The 15,723-nt window shown below is 68.1% G+C and carries 13 protein-coding genes; 8 read left to right on the forward strand and 5 right to left on the reverse strand.

Annotation, left to right across the window (positions count from 1 at the left end):
- Window positions 1-3: 3 nt before the first annotated feature.
- The 6 genes from G5A07_RS22585 (at window position 4) to G5A07_RS07085 (ending at window position 6,621) form a co-directional block, all read left to right on the forward strand.
- Window positions 4-762 (forward strand): pilin, encoded by a 759-nt coding sequence (locus tag G5A07_RS22585; RefSeq protein ID WP_019338922.1) that lies wholly within the window; start codon window positions 4-6, stop codon window positions 760-762.
- Between the two features lie 49 nt (window positions 763-811).
- Window positions 812-1,744: an RDD family protein gene (locus G5A07_RS07065; protein WP_019338923.1), complete on the forward strand. Its 933-nt coding sequence runs from the start codon at window positions 812-814 to the stop codon at window positions 1,742-1,744.
- A 193-nt stretch (window positions 1,745-1,937) separates the two neighbouring features.
- Window positions 1,938-4,424 carry a DNA topoisomerase I gene (locus tag G5A07_RS07070; protein ID WP_191863090.1) on the forward strand — a complete coding sequence of 829 codons (2,487 nt, stop codon included), beginning with the start codon at window positions 1,938-1,940 and terminating at the stop codon, window positions 4,422-4,424.
- Between the two features lie 97 nt (window positions 4,425-4,521).
- Complete coding sequence (locus G5A07_RS07075) at window positions 4,522-5,112, forward strand: Sua5/YciO/YrdC/YwlC family protein (protein ID WP_019338925.1); 591 nt, start codon at window positions 4,522-4,524, stop codon at window positions 5,110-5,112.
- Between the two features lie 43 nt (window positions 5,113-5,155).
- Window positions 5,156-5,839 (forward strand): DUF4124 domain-containing protein, encoded by a 684-nt coding sequence (locus G5A07_RS07080; protein WP_019338926.1) that lies wholly within the window; start codon window positions 5,156-5,158, stop codon window positions 5,837-5,839.
- 35 nt (window positions 5,840-5,874) lie between these two features.
- The gene (locus G5A07_RS07085) at window positions 5,875-6,621 is read left to right on the forward strand and encodes a hypothetical protein (RefSeq protein WP_029379731.1); all 747 of its coding nucleotides are present in this window, start codon (window positions 5,875-5,877) and stop codon (window positions 6,619-6,621) included.
- Between the two features lie 115 nt (window positions 6,622-6,736).
- Here the strand turns inward: G5A07_RS07085 and G5A07_RS07090 are convergent, their stop codons facing one another.
- Complete coding sequence (locus tag G5A07_RS07090) at window positions 6,737-7,513, reverse strand: SDR family oxidoreductase (RefSeq protein WP_010481164.1); 777 nt, start codon at window positions 7,511-7,513, stop codon at window positions 6,737-6,739.
- Window positions 7,514-7,624: 111 nt separating this feature from the next.
- On the opposite strand from G5A07_RS07090, the gene G5A07_RS07095 reads away from it, so the two are divergent.
- Entirely contained in the window at window positions 7,625-7,837 is a 213-nt protein-coding gene (locus G5A07_RS07095; protein ID WP_010481162.1) for a hypothetical protein, read from the forward strand.
- Window positions 7,838-7,910: 73 nt separating this feature from the next.
- Here the strand turns inward: G5A07_RS07095 and sppA are convergent, their stop codons facing one another.
- From sppA to G5A07_RS07115, 4 genes are all read right to left on the reverse strand, one after another.
- Window positions 7,911-9,833: a signal peptide peptidase SppA gene (sppA, locus tag G5A07_RS07100; RefSeq protein ID WP_191863091.1), complete on the reverse strand. Its 1,923-nt coding sequence runs from the start codon at window positions 9,831-9,833 to the stop codon at window positions 7,911-7,913.
- Between the two features lie 116 nt (window positions 9,834-9,949).
- Window positions 9,950-11,314: an MATE family efflux transporter gene (locus tag G5A07_RS07105; protein WP_010481157.1), complete on the reverse strand. Its 1,365-nt coding sequence runs from the start codon at window positions 11,312-11,314 to the stop codon at window positions 9,950-9,952.
- A gap of 235 nt (window positions 11,315-11,549) precedes the next feature.
- On the reverse strand, window positions 11,550-12,134 hold the full coding sequence (locus tag G5A07_RS07110) for a DUF3106 domain-containing protein (RefSeq protein ID WP_019338930.1): 585 nt from the start codon (window positions 12,132-12,134) through the stop codon (window positions 11,550-11,552).
- Complete coding sequence (locus G5A07_RS07115; RefSeq protein ID WP_191863092.1) at window positions 12,127-13,131, reverse strand: hypothetical protein; 1,005 nt, start codon at window positions 13,129-13,131, stop codon at window positions 12,127-12,129. The genes G5A07_RS07110 and G5A07_RS07115 overlap by 8 nt, the downstream gene beginning before the upstream one ends.
- A 412-nt stretch (window positions 13,132-13,543) precedes the next feature.
- On the opposite strand from G5A07_RS07115, the gene G5A07_RS07120 reads away from it, so the two are divergent.
- Window positions 13,544-15,721: a primosomal protein N' gene (locus G5A07_RS07120; protein ID WP_049480210.1), complete on the forward strand. Its 2,178-nt coding sequence runs from the start codon at window positions 13,544-13,546 to the stop codon at window positions 15,719-15,721.
- Window positions 15,722-15,723: the final 2 nt, after the last annotated feature.

The raw sequence follows: 15,723 nt of genomic DNA on the forward strand, positions 1-15,723 counted from the left end.
CCCGTGAGCGAGTGGTTCCATGCAGAAGGCAACCGGCAGCAGGGTCCGCTGCCGGCGGAACAGTTGGTCGAGTTGTTCCGCAACAACCAGATCTCCCTGGACACCCTGGTCTGGCGCGACGGCCTGCCGCAATGGCAGCCGTTGCGCACCGTGGTCGACGAACTCGGCCTGATCGTGCCGGCGCTGGACGCTGCCACGCCACCCGTGGAACCCGAGCCCGAACCGGAACCGGTGGCACCGCCTCCGCCGCAGCCGCCGGTACTGCCGCCGTCCACCCCCTACACCACCAGTGCATCGGCCACCGCCCTGCCGGCGCCGAAGAAGAAGCTGTCCGGCTGTGCCCTGACCGCCATCATCGGCGGCGGCCTGCTGTTGGTGCTGGTACCGATCGTGGCCATCCTGGCCGCCATCGCGCTGCCTGCCTACAACGACTACACCGTGCGCGCCAAGGTCGCCGGCGCAGTGACCGCATTGCAGCCGTTGAAGGACCAGGTGCAGCATTTCGCCGATGACGAAGGCCGTTGCCCCGGTGCCAACGACGCCGGCTTCCCGGCCCCGGGTGACTTCGCCCATGCAGGGCTGTCGGCGGTGAACATCGGTCGCTTCAACAATGGCCACTGTGGCATCGAAGCCACCCTGGCGCTGCCCGGCAAGAGCCTCGATGGCGACCTGCTGTGGCTGGAATACGATCGCGACAGCGGCCGCTGGGAATGCAGTGGCGAAAGCAACGACAAGTACCTGCCGCCGTCGTGCCGCGGCTGAGCCACGCGCACGCCAGCACCTCCAAGGATGATTCAACAGGGAACATGCAATGACTGAGTGGTACTACGCCGAAGGACAGCAACGCCAGGGCCCGCTGCCGGTCCAGGAGATCCGCCAGCGCTTCCAGCGTGGCCAGCTCAACCTGGACACCCTGGTCTGGCGCGAGGGCATGGCCCAGTGGGCTGCACTGCGCCAGGTGGTCGACGAGCTCGGCCTGCAGACGCTGGCCGATGCCAGCACGGCCACCAGCAGCGGCGGCTTCGACCTGCGTGGCGACTATGCCGCCATCGACAACGGCAGCGCCCCCCTGCCCGGCACCGGCGCACTCAGCAGCTCGCCCTACAGCGCTCCAGCCGCCGCCGGCGGCGGTGGCCACGCACAGCCGGTGGTTGGCGGTGAAGTGGTCTACGCGGGCTTCTGGAAGCGCGTGGCGGCCTACATGATCGACTACTTCGTGCTGGTCATCCCCGGCAGCATCATCGGTGCGATCCTCGGTGCGATCCTCGGCGCCAGCATGGGCGCGGTGGGCAGTGGCGAATCGGCCATCGAGATCGTGGCGCAGCTGGCCAGTGCCCTGATCAACCTCTGCATCGGCATGGCCTACTACACCTGGTTCCACGCCTCGCAGGGCGGCGCCACGCTGGGCAAGATGGCGGTCGGCATCAAGGTCGTGCGCGGCAACGGCGAGCGCCTGACCAAGGCGCGCGCATTTGGCCGCTACTGGGCCATGCTGCTGAGCAGCTTCACCCTCGGCATCGGTTTCCTGATGGCGGCCTTCACCGAGCGCAAGCAGGGCCTGCACGACATGATCTGCGACACCCTGGTGGTCGACCGCTGGGCCTACACCGACCAGCCGCAGCTGCAGCGCCGCGAGCTGGGCACGGTGACCGTGCTGGTGCTCGTGCTGACCGGCCTGCTGTCGCTGGCGGGCCTGGTCCTGCTGGTGTTCGCGGTCGGCTTCATCGCCAAGATGGCCTCATGAACGGCCATCCTCACGCCTGGCTGCTTGACATGGGCTGGCCGGGCGTGATTCCTCTAATAAGGTGAAACCTGAACGCCCGGCACATTACCGGGCGTTCAGTTTATGGATTTGCCCGTGGCCGCTTCACTAATGCGGCCGTTTGCTCCACCCTAGCGGCCCCTCTCCCCCGGTCCGCCCACAGACCTTTCCTGACATGCCCAAGCACCTGCTCATCGTCGAATCGCCGGCCAAGGCCAAGACGATCAACAAATACCTCGGCAAGGACTACACGGTCCTGGCCTCGTATGGGCACGTGCGCGACCTGATCCCGAAGGAAGGCGCGGTCGACCCGGACAACGGGTTCGCCATGCACTACGACGTGATCGACAAGAACGAAAAGCATGTCGATGCGATTGCCAAGGCCGCCAAGAGCGCCGACGACATCCTGCTGGCGACCGACCCGGATCGCGAGGGTGAGGCGATCAGCTGGCACATCGCCGAGATCCTGAAGGAACGCGGGCTGGTCAAGGACAAGCCGATGCAGCGCGTGGTGTTCACCGAGATCACCCCGCGCGCCATCAAGGAAGCGATCAGCCAGCCGCGCGCGATCGCCAGCGACCTGGTCGATGCCCAGCAGGCGCGCCGCGCGCTGGACTACCTGGTCGGCTTCAACCTGTCGCCGGTGCTGTGGCGCAAGGTCCAGCGCGGCCTGTCCGCCGGCCGCGTGCAGAGCCCGGCGCTGCGCATGATCGTCGAGCGCGAGGAAGAGATCGAAGCCTTCATCGCCCGCGAATACTGGTCGATCGCCGCCGAGTGCGCGCACCCGTCGCAGCACTTCAATGCCAAGCTGATCAAGCTGGACGGGCAGAAGTTCGAGCAGTTCACCGTCACCGACGGTGACACCGCCGAAGCCGCACGCCTGCGCATCCAGCAGGCCGCGCAGGGCTCGCTGCATGTCACCGATGTGGCCAGCAAGGAGCGCAAGCGCCGCCCGGCGCCGCCGTTCACCACCTCCACCCTGCAGCAGGAAGCCTCACGCAAGCTCGGCTTCACCACCCGCAAGACCATGCAGGTGGCGCAGAAGCTGTATGAAGGCGTGGCGATTGGCGACGAAGGCACCGTCGGCCTGATCTCGTACATGCGTACCGACTCGGTGAACCTGTCGCAGGACGCGCTGGCCGAGATCCGCGATGTGATCGCCCGCGACTACGGCATCGCCTCGCTGCCGGACCAGCCGAACACCTACCAGACCAAGTCCAAGAACGCCCAGGAAGCGCACGAAGCGGTGCGCCCGACCTCGGCGCTGCGCACGCCGGCCCAGGTCGCACGCTTCCTCACCGACGACGAGCGCCGCCTGTACGAACTGATCTGGAAGCGCGCCGTCGCCTGCCAGATGATCCCGGCCACGCTCAATACCGCCAGCGTCGACCTGTCGGCCGGCAGCGAGCACGTGTTCCGTGCCAGCGGTACCACCGTGGTGGTGCCCGGCTTCCTGGCCGTGTACGAAGAAGGCAAGGACAACAAGAGCGCCGAGGACGAGGACGAAGGCCGCAAGCTGCCGGCGATGAAGCCTGGCGACCGCGTGCCGCTGGAACGCATCCAGGCCGAACAGCATTTCACCCAGCCGCCGCCGCGCTACACCGAAGCGGCGCTGGTGAAGGCGCTGGAAGAGTACGGCATCGGCCGTCCCTCGACCTACGCTTCGATCATCCAGACCCTGCTGTTCCGCAAGTACGTGGAAATGGAAGGCCGCAGCTTCCGCCCGTCCGACGTCGGCCGCGCAGTGTCCAAGTTCCTGTCCAGCCACTTCACCCGGTACGTGGACTACGACTTCACCGCCAAGCTCGAAGACGAGCTCGACGCCGTCTCGCGTGGCGAAGAAGAGTGGATCCCGCTGATGGCCCGCTTCTGGGAGCCGTTCAAGGAGCTGGTGGAAGACAAGAAGGAATCGGTCGACCGTGCCGAGGCCAGTGGCGCGCGCGAGCTCGGCACCGACCCGAAGACCGGCAAGCCGGTCAGTGTGCGCCTGGGCCGCTTCGGGCCGTACGCCGCCATCGGCAGCACCGCCGAAGATGCCGAAGAAAAGCCCAAGTTCGCCTCGCTGCGCCCCGGCCAGTCGATGCACACCATCTCCCTGGAAGACGCGCTGGAGCTGTTCCTGATGCCGCGCGCGCTGGGTGAGGACAAGGGCGAGCCGGTCAGCGTCGGCATCGGCCGCTTCGGCCCGTTTGCCAAGCGCGGCAGCACCTATGCCTCGCTGAAGAAGGAAGACGACCCGTACACCATCGACCTGGCCCGCGCCGTGTTCCTGATCGAAGAGAAGGAAGAGATCGCGCGCAACCGGATCATCAAGGAATTCGAGGGCAGCGACATCCAGGTGCTGAACGGCCGTTTCGGCCCGTACATCAGCGACGGCAAGATGAACGGCAAGATCCCCAAGGATCGCGAGCCGGCATCGCTGACCCTGGCCGAAGTGCAGCAGCTGATGGAAGAAACCGGCAAGCCGGTGCGCAAGGGCTTTGGCGCCAAGAAGGCCGCCGCGAAGAAGGCCCCGGCCAAGAAAGCAGCGGTGAAGAAGGAAGCGGCACCAAAGAAGGCCGCTGCAAAGAAAGCGCCTGCCAAGAAGGCCCCGGCCAAGAAAGCAGTAAAGAAGGCCGCCGCCAAGAAGGCCCCGGCGAAGAAGGCCGCTGCAAAGAAGTAGATCCATGCCATGCGTGGATGAGGGGCAAGGTGTGCGGACCAGCGGTCCGCACCTACCGTCCGCGCCGACCACCCCTTCTGCACGCAGCCGGGGGATAATGAAGGCCCACGCCGGGCCGGTCGCCGCCATGAAAGAACTCACCCTGGACTCTGCTGTCGCCACGCTCCGCGCGGGCGGCGTGATCGCCTACCCGACCGAAGCGGTCTGGGGCCTGGGCTGTGATCCCTCGCACGAAGCTGCGGTGCACATGGTGCTGCGGCTGAAGCAGCGCCCGATCGAAAAAGGCATGATCCTGGTCGCGGCCGAGCTGGCGCAGCTGGAAGGCTGGGTGCGCCTGCAGGCGCTGCCCGACGCCCGCCAGCGCGCAGTACTGGCCAGCTGGCCCGGCGCCAACACCTGGATCCTGCCCGCCGGCCCGCGCGCGCAGCCCTGGGTCACCGGCGAACACAGCGGGATTGCGGTGCGCATCAGCGCACACCCGCTGGTGGCCGAACTCTGCCGCGCCTGGGGTGGCCCGCTGGTCTCCACCAGCGCCAATCTGGCCGGCGAACCACCGGCGCGCAGCCGCGAAGAGCTGGATCCCCGCCTGCTGCGCCTGCTTGACGGCATCCTTGACGGACAGACCGGTGGCCTGGCCCAACCCACCCCCATACGCGACGCGCTCAGCGGCAACGTGCTGCGCTCCTGAGCTGCCGATTGCACTGCCGCGGACAATCACGCACGCTGCCGCCATGAGCCTGCTCCGCGCCACCTTCAGCCTGTGCCTGCTGCTGCCGTGGACGTCGTCCGCCGCCGGGGCCGAGGACGTGCGGGTGTACCGCTGCGTTGCCAGCAACGGCGCCGTTGCCCTGCAGGACACGCCCTGCAACAGCGGCCGCCAGCAGGTACGCGACCTGCAGCGCCCGCGCGATCCCGCTCCACGGGTGGTACGCAGTGATGCCACGCCTCCGCCGCCCAGCGAACCCCCGGTCATCCGCGAGCGCGAAGTCCGCCACGTCTACATCCAGCCGCCGCAACCGATGTACGAATGCGTGAGCGAGGATGGACGCCGCTATACCAGCGACAACAACGAAGGCAATCCGCGCTGGGTGCCGCTGTGGACCAGTGTCTGGCTGCCACACGGCCATCGGGGCCCGGCCTACCCGGGTCCGCGCCCGGCCATCGGCACGCCGATCGGCGAAGGCGCGGGTTATCGCCCTCCCTCGATCGGCATGGGCGTGCAGGTCCCGGCCGGCAGCGTGCTGGTTCGCGACAGCTGCCATGCGTTGCCGCCGCAGGAAGTCTGCGCGCGACTGAGTGACCGCCGCTGGGAGCTGGATCGCCGTTACAACAGCGCACTGCAGAGTGAACGCACCGCCATCAGCAACGAACAGCGCGGCATCGATGCGCGCCTGTCGCGCGATTGCGAACGCTGAGCGCAGCAGGCCGTCGCAGCCTGTACGCTGTGCGCATGAACCGAGTGATCTGGCTGCTTCTGGTGCTGCTGCCTGGAAGCGCGTTGGCCGAAGAGGGCGTGATCTACCGCTGTACCTCCAGCAGCAGTGACGTCCCTACCCTGCAGCGCACGCCGTGCCCCACCGGCAGCAAGCAGCAGGTGCTGCGCATGCCCCACCCGGCCAACTCGCAGCCGGCCGCCGCTGCACCTGTGGCGGCCGAACCTGCACCCGCCCCTGTCGAAACACCCGCGCGGGTGCCGGCCGGAGCGGCCGTTGCCCCTGCGGCCCCAGCGAAACCACGACGCGCGGATGAAGGACGCACGATCATGGAAGCAGGCATGGTCGAACACGAAGGAGACGACCAGATCCTCGACAGCGCGACGCTGCGTCGCGATGCCGAGGCCCGCGCCGCCGCAGGTGATGGTCCACCGAAGCCGCCACTTCCTCCGATCTTCCAGTGCACCGACAGCCAGGGCCGCGGCTACCTGTACGAGTACGAGGCCGCGCCCGGCCGCTGCGAGCTGATGACGGTACAGGGCCTTGGCGGAGTGACGCCGGTGAACGCCGCCAGCTGTGAAGTGGTGCGCGACCACTGCGAAGCGCTTCCCGAAGCGCAGCGCTGCGGTGGTTGGCAGCAGCGCTTCCGCGATGCCCGCGGCCGTGAGCGCTTCGCCGCGCCGGAGAACCGCGATACCGCGCGCGGTGAACGCAAGCGGCTGCAGGACGTGCTCGAAGCCAGCAACTGCCCGGTACCGGGGTGACAGCGGCGGCATGGCCGCACCTGCCCATGGGGTGGATCTGTTGTAGAGCCGAGCCAGGCTCGGCTGCCGTTGGCGGAGTGCAGCCGAGCAAGGGCTCGGCTCTACAGCAGAGCGATCAGAACCCGTAGCGCAGGAATCCACCATCCACCGCGATGCACTCGCCGGTGACATAGCTGGCCGCCGGCAGGCACAGGAAGCCCACGGCTGCAGCCACTTCCTCCGGCTCGCCGATGCGGCGCATGGGCGTGCGATTGATGACTTCCTCGTAGTAGTCCGGGTCCGCCAACGGCCCGGACGTGCGCCGCGTGCGGATGTACCACGGCGCCACCGCGTTGACCCGGATGCCATCCTCGGCCCACTCGACGGCCAGGTTGCGGGTCATCTGGTGCATCGCCGCCTTGGTCATGCCGTAGACCACGCCGCTGCGCACATGGGTCAGGCCGGACACGCTGCCGACGTTGACGATGGACGACGACGCGTGGCGGGCCAGCAACGGATGCGCGTAGCGCGACAGCTCGAATGCCGAGAACAGGTTGGTCTCGAAGATCTTCCGCCATTCATCCTCGGAATACTCGGTGGCCGCCTTGGTGACGTTGCCGCCGGCGTTGTTGACCAGGATGTGCAGGCCATCGCTGTGGTCCTCCACCCAGTCCAGGATCTGGCGGCGGTCCTCGTCGTCGGAGACATCGGCAGCCAGTGCATGCACCTGCATCTGCGGATACACGTCCAGCAGTTCGTCACGCGCCGTCTCCAGCATGTCGATATCACGGCCGACGATCATCAGATCGGCGCCGAAGCCGGCCAGTTCATGCGCGATGGCAAGGCCGATGCCGGCGCTGGCGCCGGTGATCAGGGCGGTCTGGCCGTCCAGGCGCCACCGTTGCTGGGTCATGTGCTCTCCGGGGCCGCGCCCGCTGTGTTTCGATGCGGCAAGGATACGCGCTCACGGCCGCCCCCTGCCGAGGATGCGACACTGCCCGCACGCCCATCACGGAGTGCCGCCATGCGCATCCTGATCCTGTCCACGTCCCTGCTGGCCACCGTGCTGCTGTCCGCTTGCCAGCGCCCGCCCACGCCGAATCCGGAGAAGCCGCCGGAACCGCAGGCCATGGCCCGTGCGATCCAGCAGCCACTGGACCGCGCCAAGCGCGTGCAGAAAACCGTCGATGACGCCGCTGCGAGCGAGCGCAAGGCCGAGGCTGACGCCACGCAGTAACCCCGCGAACGAAAACGCCCGGCCAAGGCCGGGCGTTTCCAGTAGATCCACGCCATGCGTGGATGGCTTCCGGTCAGAACCCGCAGAAGCAGTACGCCAGCGCCTTCACCGGCGTGCCGTTGCCCTTCTCGCGGGCCGCGTTCTCGACAAAGCGCAGCTGCGTATCCACTTCCGGCATCGTGCGCGCCAGCACCATCCGTGCCATGCCCGAGTCGGACAGCATCCAGGCACCGGCACGGCTGCCGGCGAAACCGCTGACGAACTGCGCGAACGGCGTTGCCGCCTTCTCGATGTAGCGCACGCGATAGGCATCGGCCTTGCCCAGCTTGGCGCGGCTGGCGGCATCGGCCACGGCATCCTTCAAGCCACCGAAGGCATCGACCAGGCCTCGTTCCTTTGCCTGCGCACCGCTCCACACGCGGCCACGGGCCACTTCGTCGACGGCCTCGACCGGCTTCTTGCGGGCGTCGGCGACGCGACCGGTGAAGTCGGCGTAACCCTTGTTGATCACCGACTGGATGACCTGGCCCACAGCCGGCTCCATCGGGCGGGTGACATCGAACGCACCGGCGAAACGGGTGGTGCCGACACCATCGGTGTGCACGCCGATCTTGTCCAGCGCGCGGCTGAAGTTCGGCACCATGCCGAAGATGCCGATCGAACCGGTGATGGTCGACGGATCGGCATAGATGCGATCGGCGTTCATGCTGATCCAGTAGCCACCGGAGGCGGCCAGGTCGCCCATCGACACCACCACCGGCTTGCCGGCGGCCTGCAGGGCCACCACTTCACGGCGGATCTGCTCGGAGGCGAACACTTCACCACCCGGCGAATTGACACGCAGCACCACGGACTTCACGTTCTCATCGTCACGCGCGGCACGCAGCAGCGCCGAGGTCGATTCGCCACCGATTCGGCCGGCCGGGAGATCGCCGCCGCTGATTTCGCCGGCGGCCACCACCACCGCCACCTGCGGACGGTTGTCGACCGGGTTGCGGCGCGCATCGAGCTGGCCCAGGTAGGTGCCGAAGTCGACGTTGCGGAAACCACCGTCGGCATCGTCGTCGGCCACGCCGCGCTCGATCATCAGATCCTCGAATTCCTCGCGGGTCTTCAGTGAAGTCACCAGCTTCTGCTGCAGGGCGAACTTGGCCAGGTCACCACCGGCAGCGGCGATGCCTTCCGGCAGCGTGTCGATGCCGGCGGCCAGCTGTGCCGGGTCCAGGCGACGGGCCTTGGCGATGTCGCCCAGGTAGCGCTGCCACACGTCGTTCATCCAGAACAGGTCGGCTTCCTTGGAGGCCGGCGACGCAGCATCGAGCACGTACGGCTCGGCCGCGGACTTGTACTCGCCCACCTTGAACAGGTGCACGTCCACGCCGAGCTTGTCCTGCAGGCCGGAGCGGAAATACTGCCGGTAGCGGCCCAGGCCCTCGAGCACCACCGACCCCATCGGATCCAGGTAGACCTCGTCGGCCTGCGCGGCCAGCAGGTACTGCGACTGGCCCATGCTCTCGCTGTAAGCCACCAGCTGCTTGCCGGAGGCGCGCAGGTCCTGCAGTGCGGCGGCGACTTCACGCAGCGAGGCGAAGCCCGACGGCTGCAGCTTGTCCAGCTCCAGCACCACGCGTTCGATCTTCTTGTCTTCCTTGGCCGACTCGATCACCCGCAGCAGGTCGCGCAGCTGGATCTCTTCGGCACCGTTGTCGCCCACCGCCTTGGCCAGCGCACGGCTGACCGGATCAGCGCTGAACTGCTCGACCAGGCGGCCTTCCGGCGCGATCACCAGGGTGGTGCGGTCCTGCAGCGATTTGCTGGCACCGGCGCCCATGCCGGCAGCGATGACGAACATCACCAGCAGCAGGAACAGCAGGCCGAAGAACACCAGGTTGAGGATCAACCGGCGGGTGAAGTTCATGACGTCCCACAGCCCGATGAAGAAACTGGCGACGGGGTTGCGACGCGCCGGGGGCAGCGGGGGCACGGGTTGATTCATGGAACGCTCCGGATGGCTTCTTGCCGTGGTGCCAGCATAGCCGGTGCCGCGTGATGCGGCATCGGACACAAGTCAGGGGATCGCCCGCCACGGGTCATCGCGGCGGGCGGGGCGGATCAGGACAGTACGGACTGGCCGATGCGCAGGCTGCTGCGCCGCAGGCGCCAGCCCATCAGGATGGCGGCGGCGGTCAGTCCGACGATCAGGCCGATCCACATGCCCTGCGGGCCCATGCCCAGCCCCAGGCCGAGCCCGGCGCCGAGCGGCATGCCCAGGCCCCAGTACGCGAACATGGCGATGAACATCGGCACGCGGGTGTCCTTCAGGCCGCGCAGTGCGCCGGCGGACAGTACCTGGATGCCATCCGGGAACTGGAAGGTGGCCGCGTACAGCAGCAGGGTGGAGGCCAGGCCGGCCACCGCCAGGTCGTTGGTGTAGACACCGACGATGGCATCGTGGCCGAACAGCAGCACCGCCGCCGACAACGTCTGCGTGCCCATGATGATCGCGTAGCCAGCCCACGCCGCACGGCGCACGCCGAAGCCATCGCCACGGCCGACTGCATGGCCGACCCGCACGGTGGTGGCTTCGGCCACGCCCATCGGGATCATGAAGCACAGCTGCGCCACGTTGATCGCGATCTGGTGCGCGGCCGCTTCATTGGCACCAAGGCGGCCGATCAGCAGCGCGGTGACGATGAACAGGCCGCCCTCCATCAGCACGGTGATGCCGATCGGCAGGCCGGTGCGCAGCAGATCCCAGATCGCCTTCCAGCGCGGCCCTTCGAAGTGCGAGAACAGCTGCAGGTGGGCGAAGCGCTTGGTGAACCACAGGTAGGTGGCGAAGGCGATCGCCTGCAGCCACATCATCACCGCCGAGGCGATGCCCAGGCCCTCGGCACCCATTTCCGGGAAGCCCAGCTTGCCGTTGGCCAGCACGTAGCCCATCGGTGCCAGCACCAGCAGGCCGCCGAAGCCGAGCAGCATGGTCGGCAACGTCCAGTGCATGCCCTCGCTCAGATAGCGCATGCAGAAATACAGGGTCAGCGCCGGGCCGCCCCAACGCACCGCATGCAGGAACGCGGTGGCGCCCGGCACGATGTCCGGCGCGATGCCGAAGGCCGGCAGCAGCGGCGGCACCACGGTGAGGAAGGTGAACATGATCAGGCCCAGGCCCAACGCCAGCCACAGTGCCTGGCGGAACAGCGGGCCGATCTCGCGCTCGCGGCCGGCGCCATGCAGCTGCGACACCGAGGCCGTGAGCGAGATCAGGGTGCCGATCGGGATCAGCATCGGCAGCCACAACAGCGCCGTGCCGATGGTCACCGCGGCCAGGGTCGCGGTGGCGTGGTGGCCGGCAATGACGTTGTCGACGAAGGAGATCAGACCGGTGGATACATGCCCGAGCACAAGCGGCAGGGCGAGCAGACCGGTGGCGCCGACTTCCTTGCTGAAGCGCGGCGTGGAGGTTGCAGTAGACATAAGGTGCTTGACGCGAACTGCGGTTGCGCGCGAAGGGCACAGGCACCGGGTTGCGGCCGGTCATCTTACGCGTGCAGCGCGCGCATTCCCATGACATGGCGTGAATGCTGGGTTCCGGCAGGCCCCAGCATCACGCGTTGCGATCGCGTTACGAACAGGAAAGGGGACGGAGGGGATTAAGTCGTTTCCAGCCCGACTGTGCCGAATACGACTTAATCCCCTCCGTCCCCTTTGTTTACTGACCCGCCTGGCGCTTGAGCCAGGTGTCGCGCTCGGCGGCCGGCACCGCGAGGAACGCGCTGCGAACCGTGTCGCGCTCCTGCGGCGGCGTGCGCTGCGCGACCAGGGTGAGCTGGGCCAGCTGCGCCGGGCTGAGCTGGCGCAGCACGGCCAGCGCGGCCTCGCGCTGTTGCGGCGGCACGAACCCGAACAGGCCGTGCAGCTTGGGGAACTCCAGGCCCAGCTGCGGGCCCAACCGCCAGCCATCGCGGAACGCCTGGTCCTGCGCCTGGAACTGCTGGCGCAGGCGCTGCTGCTGGTCGGCTGGCAGTGCATTGAATCGCGCAGCGGCCTGACGGATCCGCTCGCGCTCGCCCTCCGGCAGGGCGCGCCAGGCCGCGTAATCGGCCCGACGCTGGCGCTGCTGCGGGGCGTCAAGCTGGGCGAACGCGGCGGGTGTCGTGCTTGTGGTGGCCGGGGCCGTAGCCGCCGGTGAACTGCCCGGCACTGGCGGCGGCAGCGGCACGTTCAAGGTCTGCGGCGCGGCGGACAGCGACAACGGCAGGGTCAGCAGCAGGCTGGCGAGCAGGGTCTTATTCATCGGCGGCAGCGGTTTCCAGCGTGGCACTGGCCGGCTCGGGCCGGCTCGGCCTGGATTGTGATTCGTCCACCGGCAGCGGGCCGCCAGCAGCGGTCCACGCATACAGATCAGCATCGGCCACCAGCGGATAGTCGCGGTCGGCCAGCATGGTGGCGTCGTCCGTAGCCTGCACAGGGGTCGCGTCCGGCGTGGCGTTGACCTTGCTTGGCGGCAGTGCTTCCACCGTGACGGGGCCCGCCTCACCGACCACGCCTTCCGGCAGCGGTGCGTCGCTGCCAGACGAATGGCCCTGCCAATAGCGCCAGCCCAGCGCGGCTGCCAACAGCACAACCACGGTCACCAGCAGGATCAATGGACCGCGCCAGCGCGGCTTTGCGTTCGAACGGCGGCGCCTGCCATTGGCAGCCGTGCGATCTTCACGCTGCGGCGCACGCCAGCCGGAGGTCGGGGCTTCATTGTTGGCCGCCGGCGCGGCCGGCTGCTGCAGCTGCTGCAGGCGTTTGGCGGGCAGGTCGCGGATGCGCAACTGCACCTGTTCGGCCAGCTGGCGCCAGGCCGAGGCATCGGGTTGGCCGTGCGCATCACGCGGGCAGGCCTCGGCCAGCAGGTGCTGGTAGCCGGCTTCATCCTGGTCAAGCACGCGCATGGCGATACCTTCATCCAGGCTGCCGCCCACCCGCAGCAACAGCGCCAGGCGCGGCAACGGTCCCATCTCGCCCAGCGCGGCCAGCGGCGGTTCCCACTGGCCGCCCACCGGCTCGCGCAGCGCCTGGCGCTGGCCCAGCAGGGTCCAGAAGCGGGTCGGCCACTGCGCCATCGGCAGGTCACTGGCGACCGCGGCAAAGGCACGCATCACCGCCACCAGGGTCTGCTCGGCACGCGCGGCATCGCCGCACTGCAGCTCAGCCACCACCAGGGCGCGGCGCTCGACGCCACGCAGGAACGCCGACAGCGCGCCGGCCGCGGTCGAGGAAACAGGGGCGGGCACAGCCGTCATCGGTCACTCCAAAGGTCTGGGGGAATGATAGCGGCAGGCAATCGACGCCCGTAGGACTTGCGCCCACGGATACTTCGTGCTGCAGGTTGTGCACAGCACCACGCTCCCGGCGCGGGAAACTGCGGCATGCAGCTGAATTCACTCTGTTTCAGCAATGTTTCACACTTAAGTCCTTGATTTTGAATTCTTTTTGAGTATGGCGATTTTTTGACCAACCCAAGCGTGAGCTCGTCGCCATCGGCCTCCTGCGTTCCCGTCGACCGGTAACGCACAACGTTATCCACAGAACATGTGGATAAGCCTGAATCTCCAATGGACACCGATATTTAGGTGACATTTATGATTCAACGGGCGCCGCTCCGCCGTCTCCCACCCCGCCATCCGCGCGCGCATGGCCCGGTACACTCGCCCGATGCTTTCACCGATTCCGACCCTGCAGGTCGCCCTGCCCGTCCCCCTGCCCCGCCTGTTCGACTACCTGTCGCCGGAGGGCGATGGCCCCACGGTTGCGGTCGGCTGCCGCCTGAAGGTGCCGTTCGGCAACCGCGAGCTGGTCGGGGTGGTGGTGGGGCACGGCCAGACCGACGACGGCCAGGGACTGCGCCAGGCGTTGGCCTGGTGCGACCCGCAGCCGCTGCTGCAGGGGGAGCTGTGGCAGAGCCTGCAATGGCTGGCGCGTTACACCCACGCACCGCTGGGCGAAGTCCTCAGCACCGCCCTGCCCGGCCCACTGCGCCATGGCGACACCCTGCCTGACACCCATCACTGGGGCTGGCAGCTGACCCCCGAAGGCCATGCCCAGCGCGGGAAGCTGCGCGCCGGCAGCCGCCCGCGACAGTTGGCAGAACTGCTGGCCGAAGCCGTCGTGGACGAGGACGTGCTGGGCGAACGCATGGAGGACTGGCGGACCGCCGCGCGCAGCCTGGCCAAGCGTGCGCTGGCCGAGCGCGTGGCGATGACGGTGGCACCGCAGCATGCGCAGCCACTGCCCGGCCCCACGCTCAACCCGGACCAGGCCGAGGCCGTGGCCGCGATCAACGCTGCCGAAGGCTTCCAACCCTTCCTGCTGGATGGCGTGACCGGCAGCGGCAAGACCGAGGTCTACCTGCAGGCCATCATCCACTGCCTGGCACAGGGCAGGCAGGCGCTGGTGCTGGTGCCGGAAATCGGCCTGACCCCGCAGACCCTGGCACGCTTCCGCGGCCGCCTCGGCATCGCCGTGCATGCACTGCATTCGGGGTTGAACGACAACGAGCGCGCGCGCGTCTGGGCTGCGGCTTCGCGTGGCGAGGCACGGGTCATCGTCGGCACCCGCTCGGCGGTGTTCACGCCATTGCCGCAGGCCGGGCTGCTGATCATCGACGAGGAACACGACGGCAGCTACAAGCAGCAGGACGGCATCCGCTATCACGCGCGCGATTTCGCTCTGGTGCGCGCCAAGGCGCTGGGCATTCCGGTGCTGCTCGGCAGTGCCACCCCTTCGCTGGAAACGCTGCACAACGCCTATGCCGGGCGCTACACCCACCTGCGCCTGAAGCAGCGTGCCGGTGATGCGCGGCCACCGCGCGTGCGCATCCTCGATGTGCGCAAGCGGCCGCTCCACGATGGCCTCTCGGCTGATGTGCTGGCCGGCATCGGCGAGCATCTGCAGCGCGGCCAGCAGGTGCTGGTGTTCAAGAACCGCCGTGGCTACGCGCCGGTACTGCTGTGCCACGACTGCGGCTGGACCGCGCCGTGCAACCGCTGCGATGCACCGATGACCGTGCATGGCGGCGGCCGTCGCCTGCAGTGCCATCACTGCGGCGCGCGGCAACCGGCGCCGCTGGCATGCCCGGCCTGCGGCAGCCTGGCGCTGCAGCCGCAGGGCATCGGTACCGAACGCCTGGAAGAGCATCTCACCGCGGCCTTCGCCGACGTCCCTGTGGTGCGCATCGACCGCGGTACCACGTCGCGACGTGACGCGCTGGAACAGCAGCTGGCGAAGCTGGGCGACCAGCCCGGCATCCTGGTCGGCACGCAGATCCTGGCCAAGGGCCACGACCTGCCGAAGCTGACCCTGGTAGTGGTGGTCGGCATCGACGAGGGCCTGTTCTCGGCCGATTTCCGCGCCAGCGAGAAGCTGGCGCAGCAGCTGATCCAGGTGGCGGGCCGTGCGGGCCGTGCACGTGATCCCGGCGAAGTCTGGCTGCAGACCCATCACCCCGGGCACCCGTTGCTGGAAACCCTGGTGAGTGGTGGCTACCACCCGTTCGCGCAGGCCGAGTTGAACCAGCGACAGGCCGCCGGATTCCCGCCGTTCGCGCATCTGGCGCTGATGCGCGCCGAGGCGCAGCAGGTGGAGCATGCCAATGCATTCCTGCTGGCAGCGCGGCAGCTGCTGGGCGAGCAGAACGTGGTGGAGGCGTATGGGCCGATGCCGGCGCCGATGCCGCGGCGGGCCGGTTACCAGCGCACGCAACTGCTGCTGTCTGCCGTGCAGCGGCCGCCATTGCACGGCGTGCTCGGGCAACTGGTTCCGCAGCTGTATGCGCTGCCGGAAGCACGCAAAGTGCGCTGGTCGCTGGATGTGGATCCGACGGATCTGTATTGATC

The organism is Stenotrophomonas sp. AS012628, assembly GCF_010608305.1.
Lineage (GTDB): Bacteria > Pseudomonadota > Gammaproteobacteria > Xanthomonadales > Xanthomonadaceae > Stenotrophomonas > Stenotrophomonas geniculata.

Coding starts and splice junctions, on each gene's coding strand:
- G5A07_RS07065 (WP_019338923.1), top strand. CDS start 812: ATGACTGAGTGGTACTACGCCGAAGGACAGCAACGCCAGGGCCCGCTG.
- G5A07_RS07070 (WP_191863090.1), top strand. CDS start 1,938: ATGCCCAAGCACCTGCTCATCGTCGAATCGCCGGCCAAGGCCAAGACG.
- G5A07_RS07075 (WP_019338925.1), top strand. CDS start 4,522: ATGAAGGCCCACGCCGGGCCGGTCGCCGCCATGAAAGAACTCACCCTG.
- G5A07_RS07080 (WP_019338926.1), top strand. CDS start 5,156: ATGAGCCTGCTCCGCGCCACCTTCAGCCTGTGCCTGCTGCTGCCGTGG.
- G5A07_RS07085 (WP_029379731.1), top strand. CDS start 5,875: ATGAACCGAGTGATCTGGCTGCTTCTGGTGCTGCTGCCTGGAAGCGCG.
- G5A07_RS07090 (WP_010481164.1), bottom strand. CDS start 7,513: ATGACCCAGCAACGGTGGCGCCTGGACGGCCAGACCGCCCTGATCACC.
- G5A07_RS07095 (WP_010481162.1), top strand. CDS start 7,625: ATGCGCATCCTGATCCTGTCCACGTCCCTGCTGGCCACCGTGCTGCTG.
- sppA (WP_191863091.1), bottom strand. CDS start 9,833: ATGAATCAACCCGTGCCCCCGCTGCCCCCGGCGCGTCGCAACCCCGTC.
- G5A07_RS07105 (WP_010481157.1), bottom strand. CDS start 11,314: ATGTCTACTGCAACCTCCACGCCGCGCTTCAGCAAGGAAGTCGGCGCC.
- G5A07_RS07110 (WP_019338930.1), bottom strand. CDS start 12,134: ATGAATAAGACCCTGCTCGCCAGCCTGCTGCTGACCCTGCCGTTGTCG.
- G5A07_RS07115 (WP_191863092.1), bottom strand. CDS start 13,131: ATGACGGCTGTGCCCGCCCCTGTTTCCTCGACCGCGGCCGGCGCGCTG.
- G5A07_RS07120 (WP_049480210.1), top strand. CDS start 13,544: ATGCTTTCACCGATTCCGACCCTGCAGGTCGCCCTGCCCGTCCCCCTG.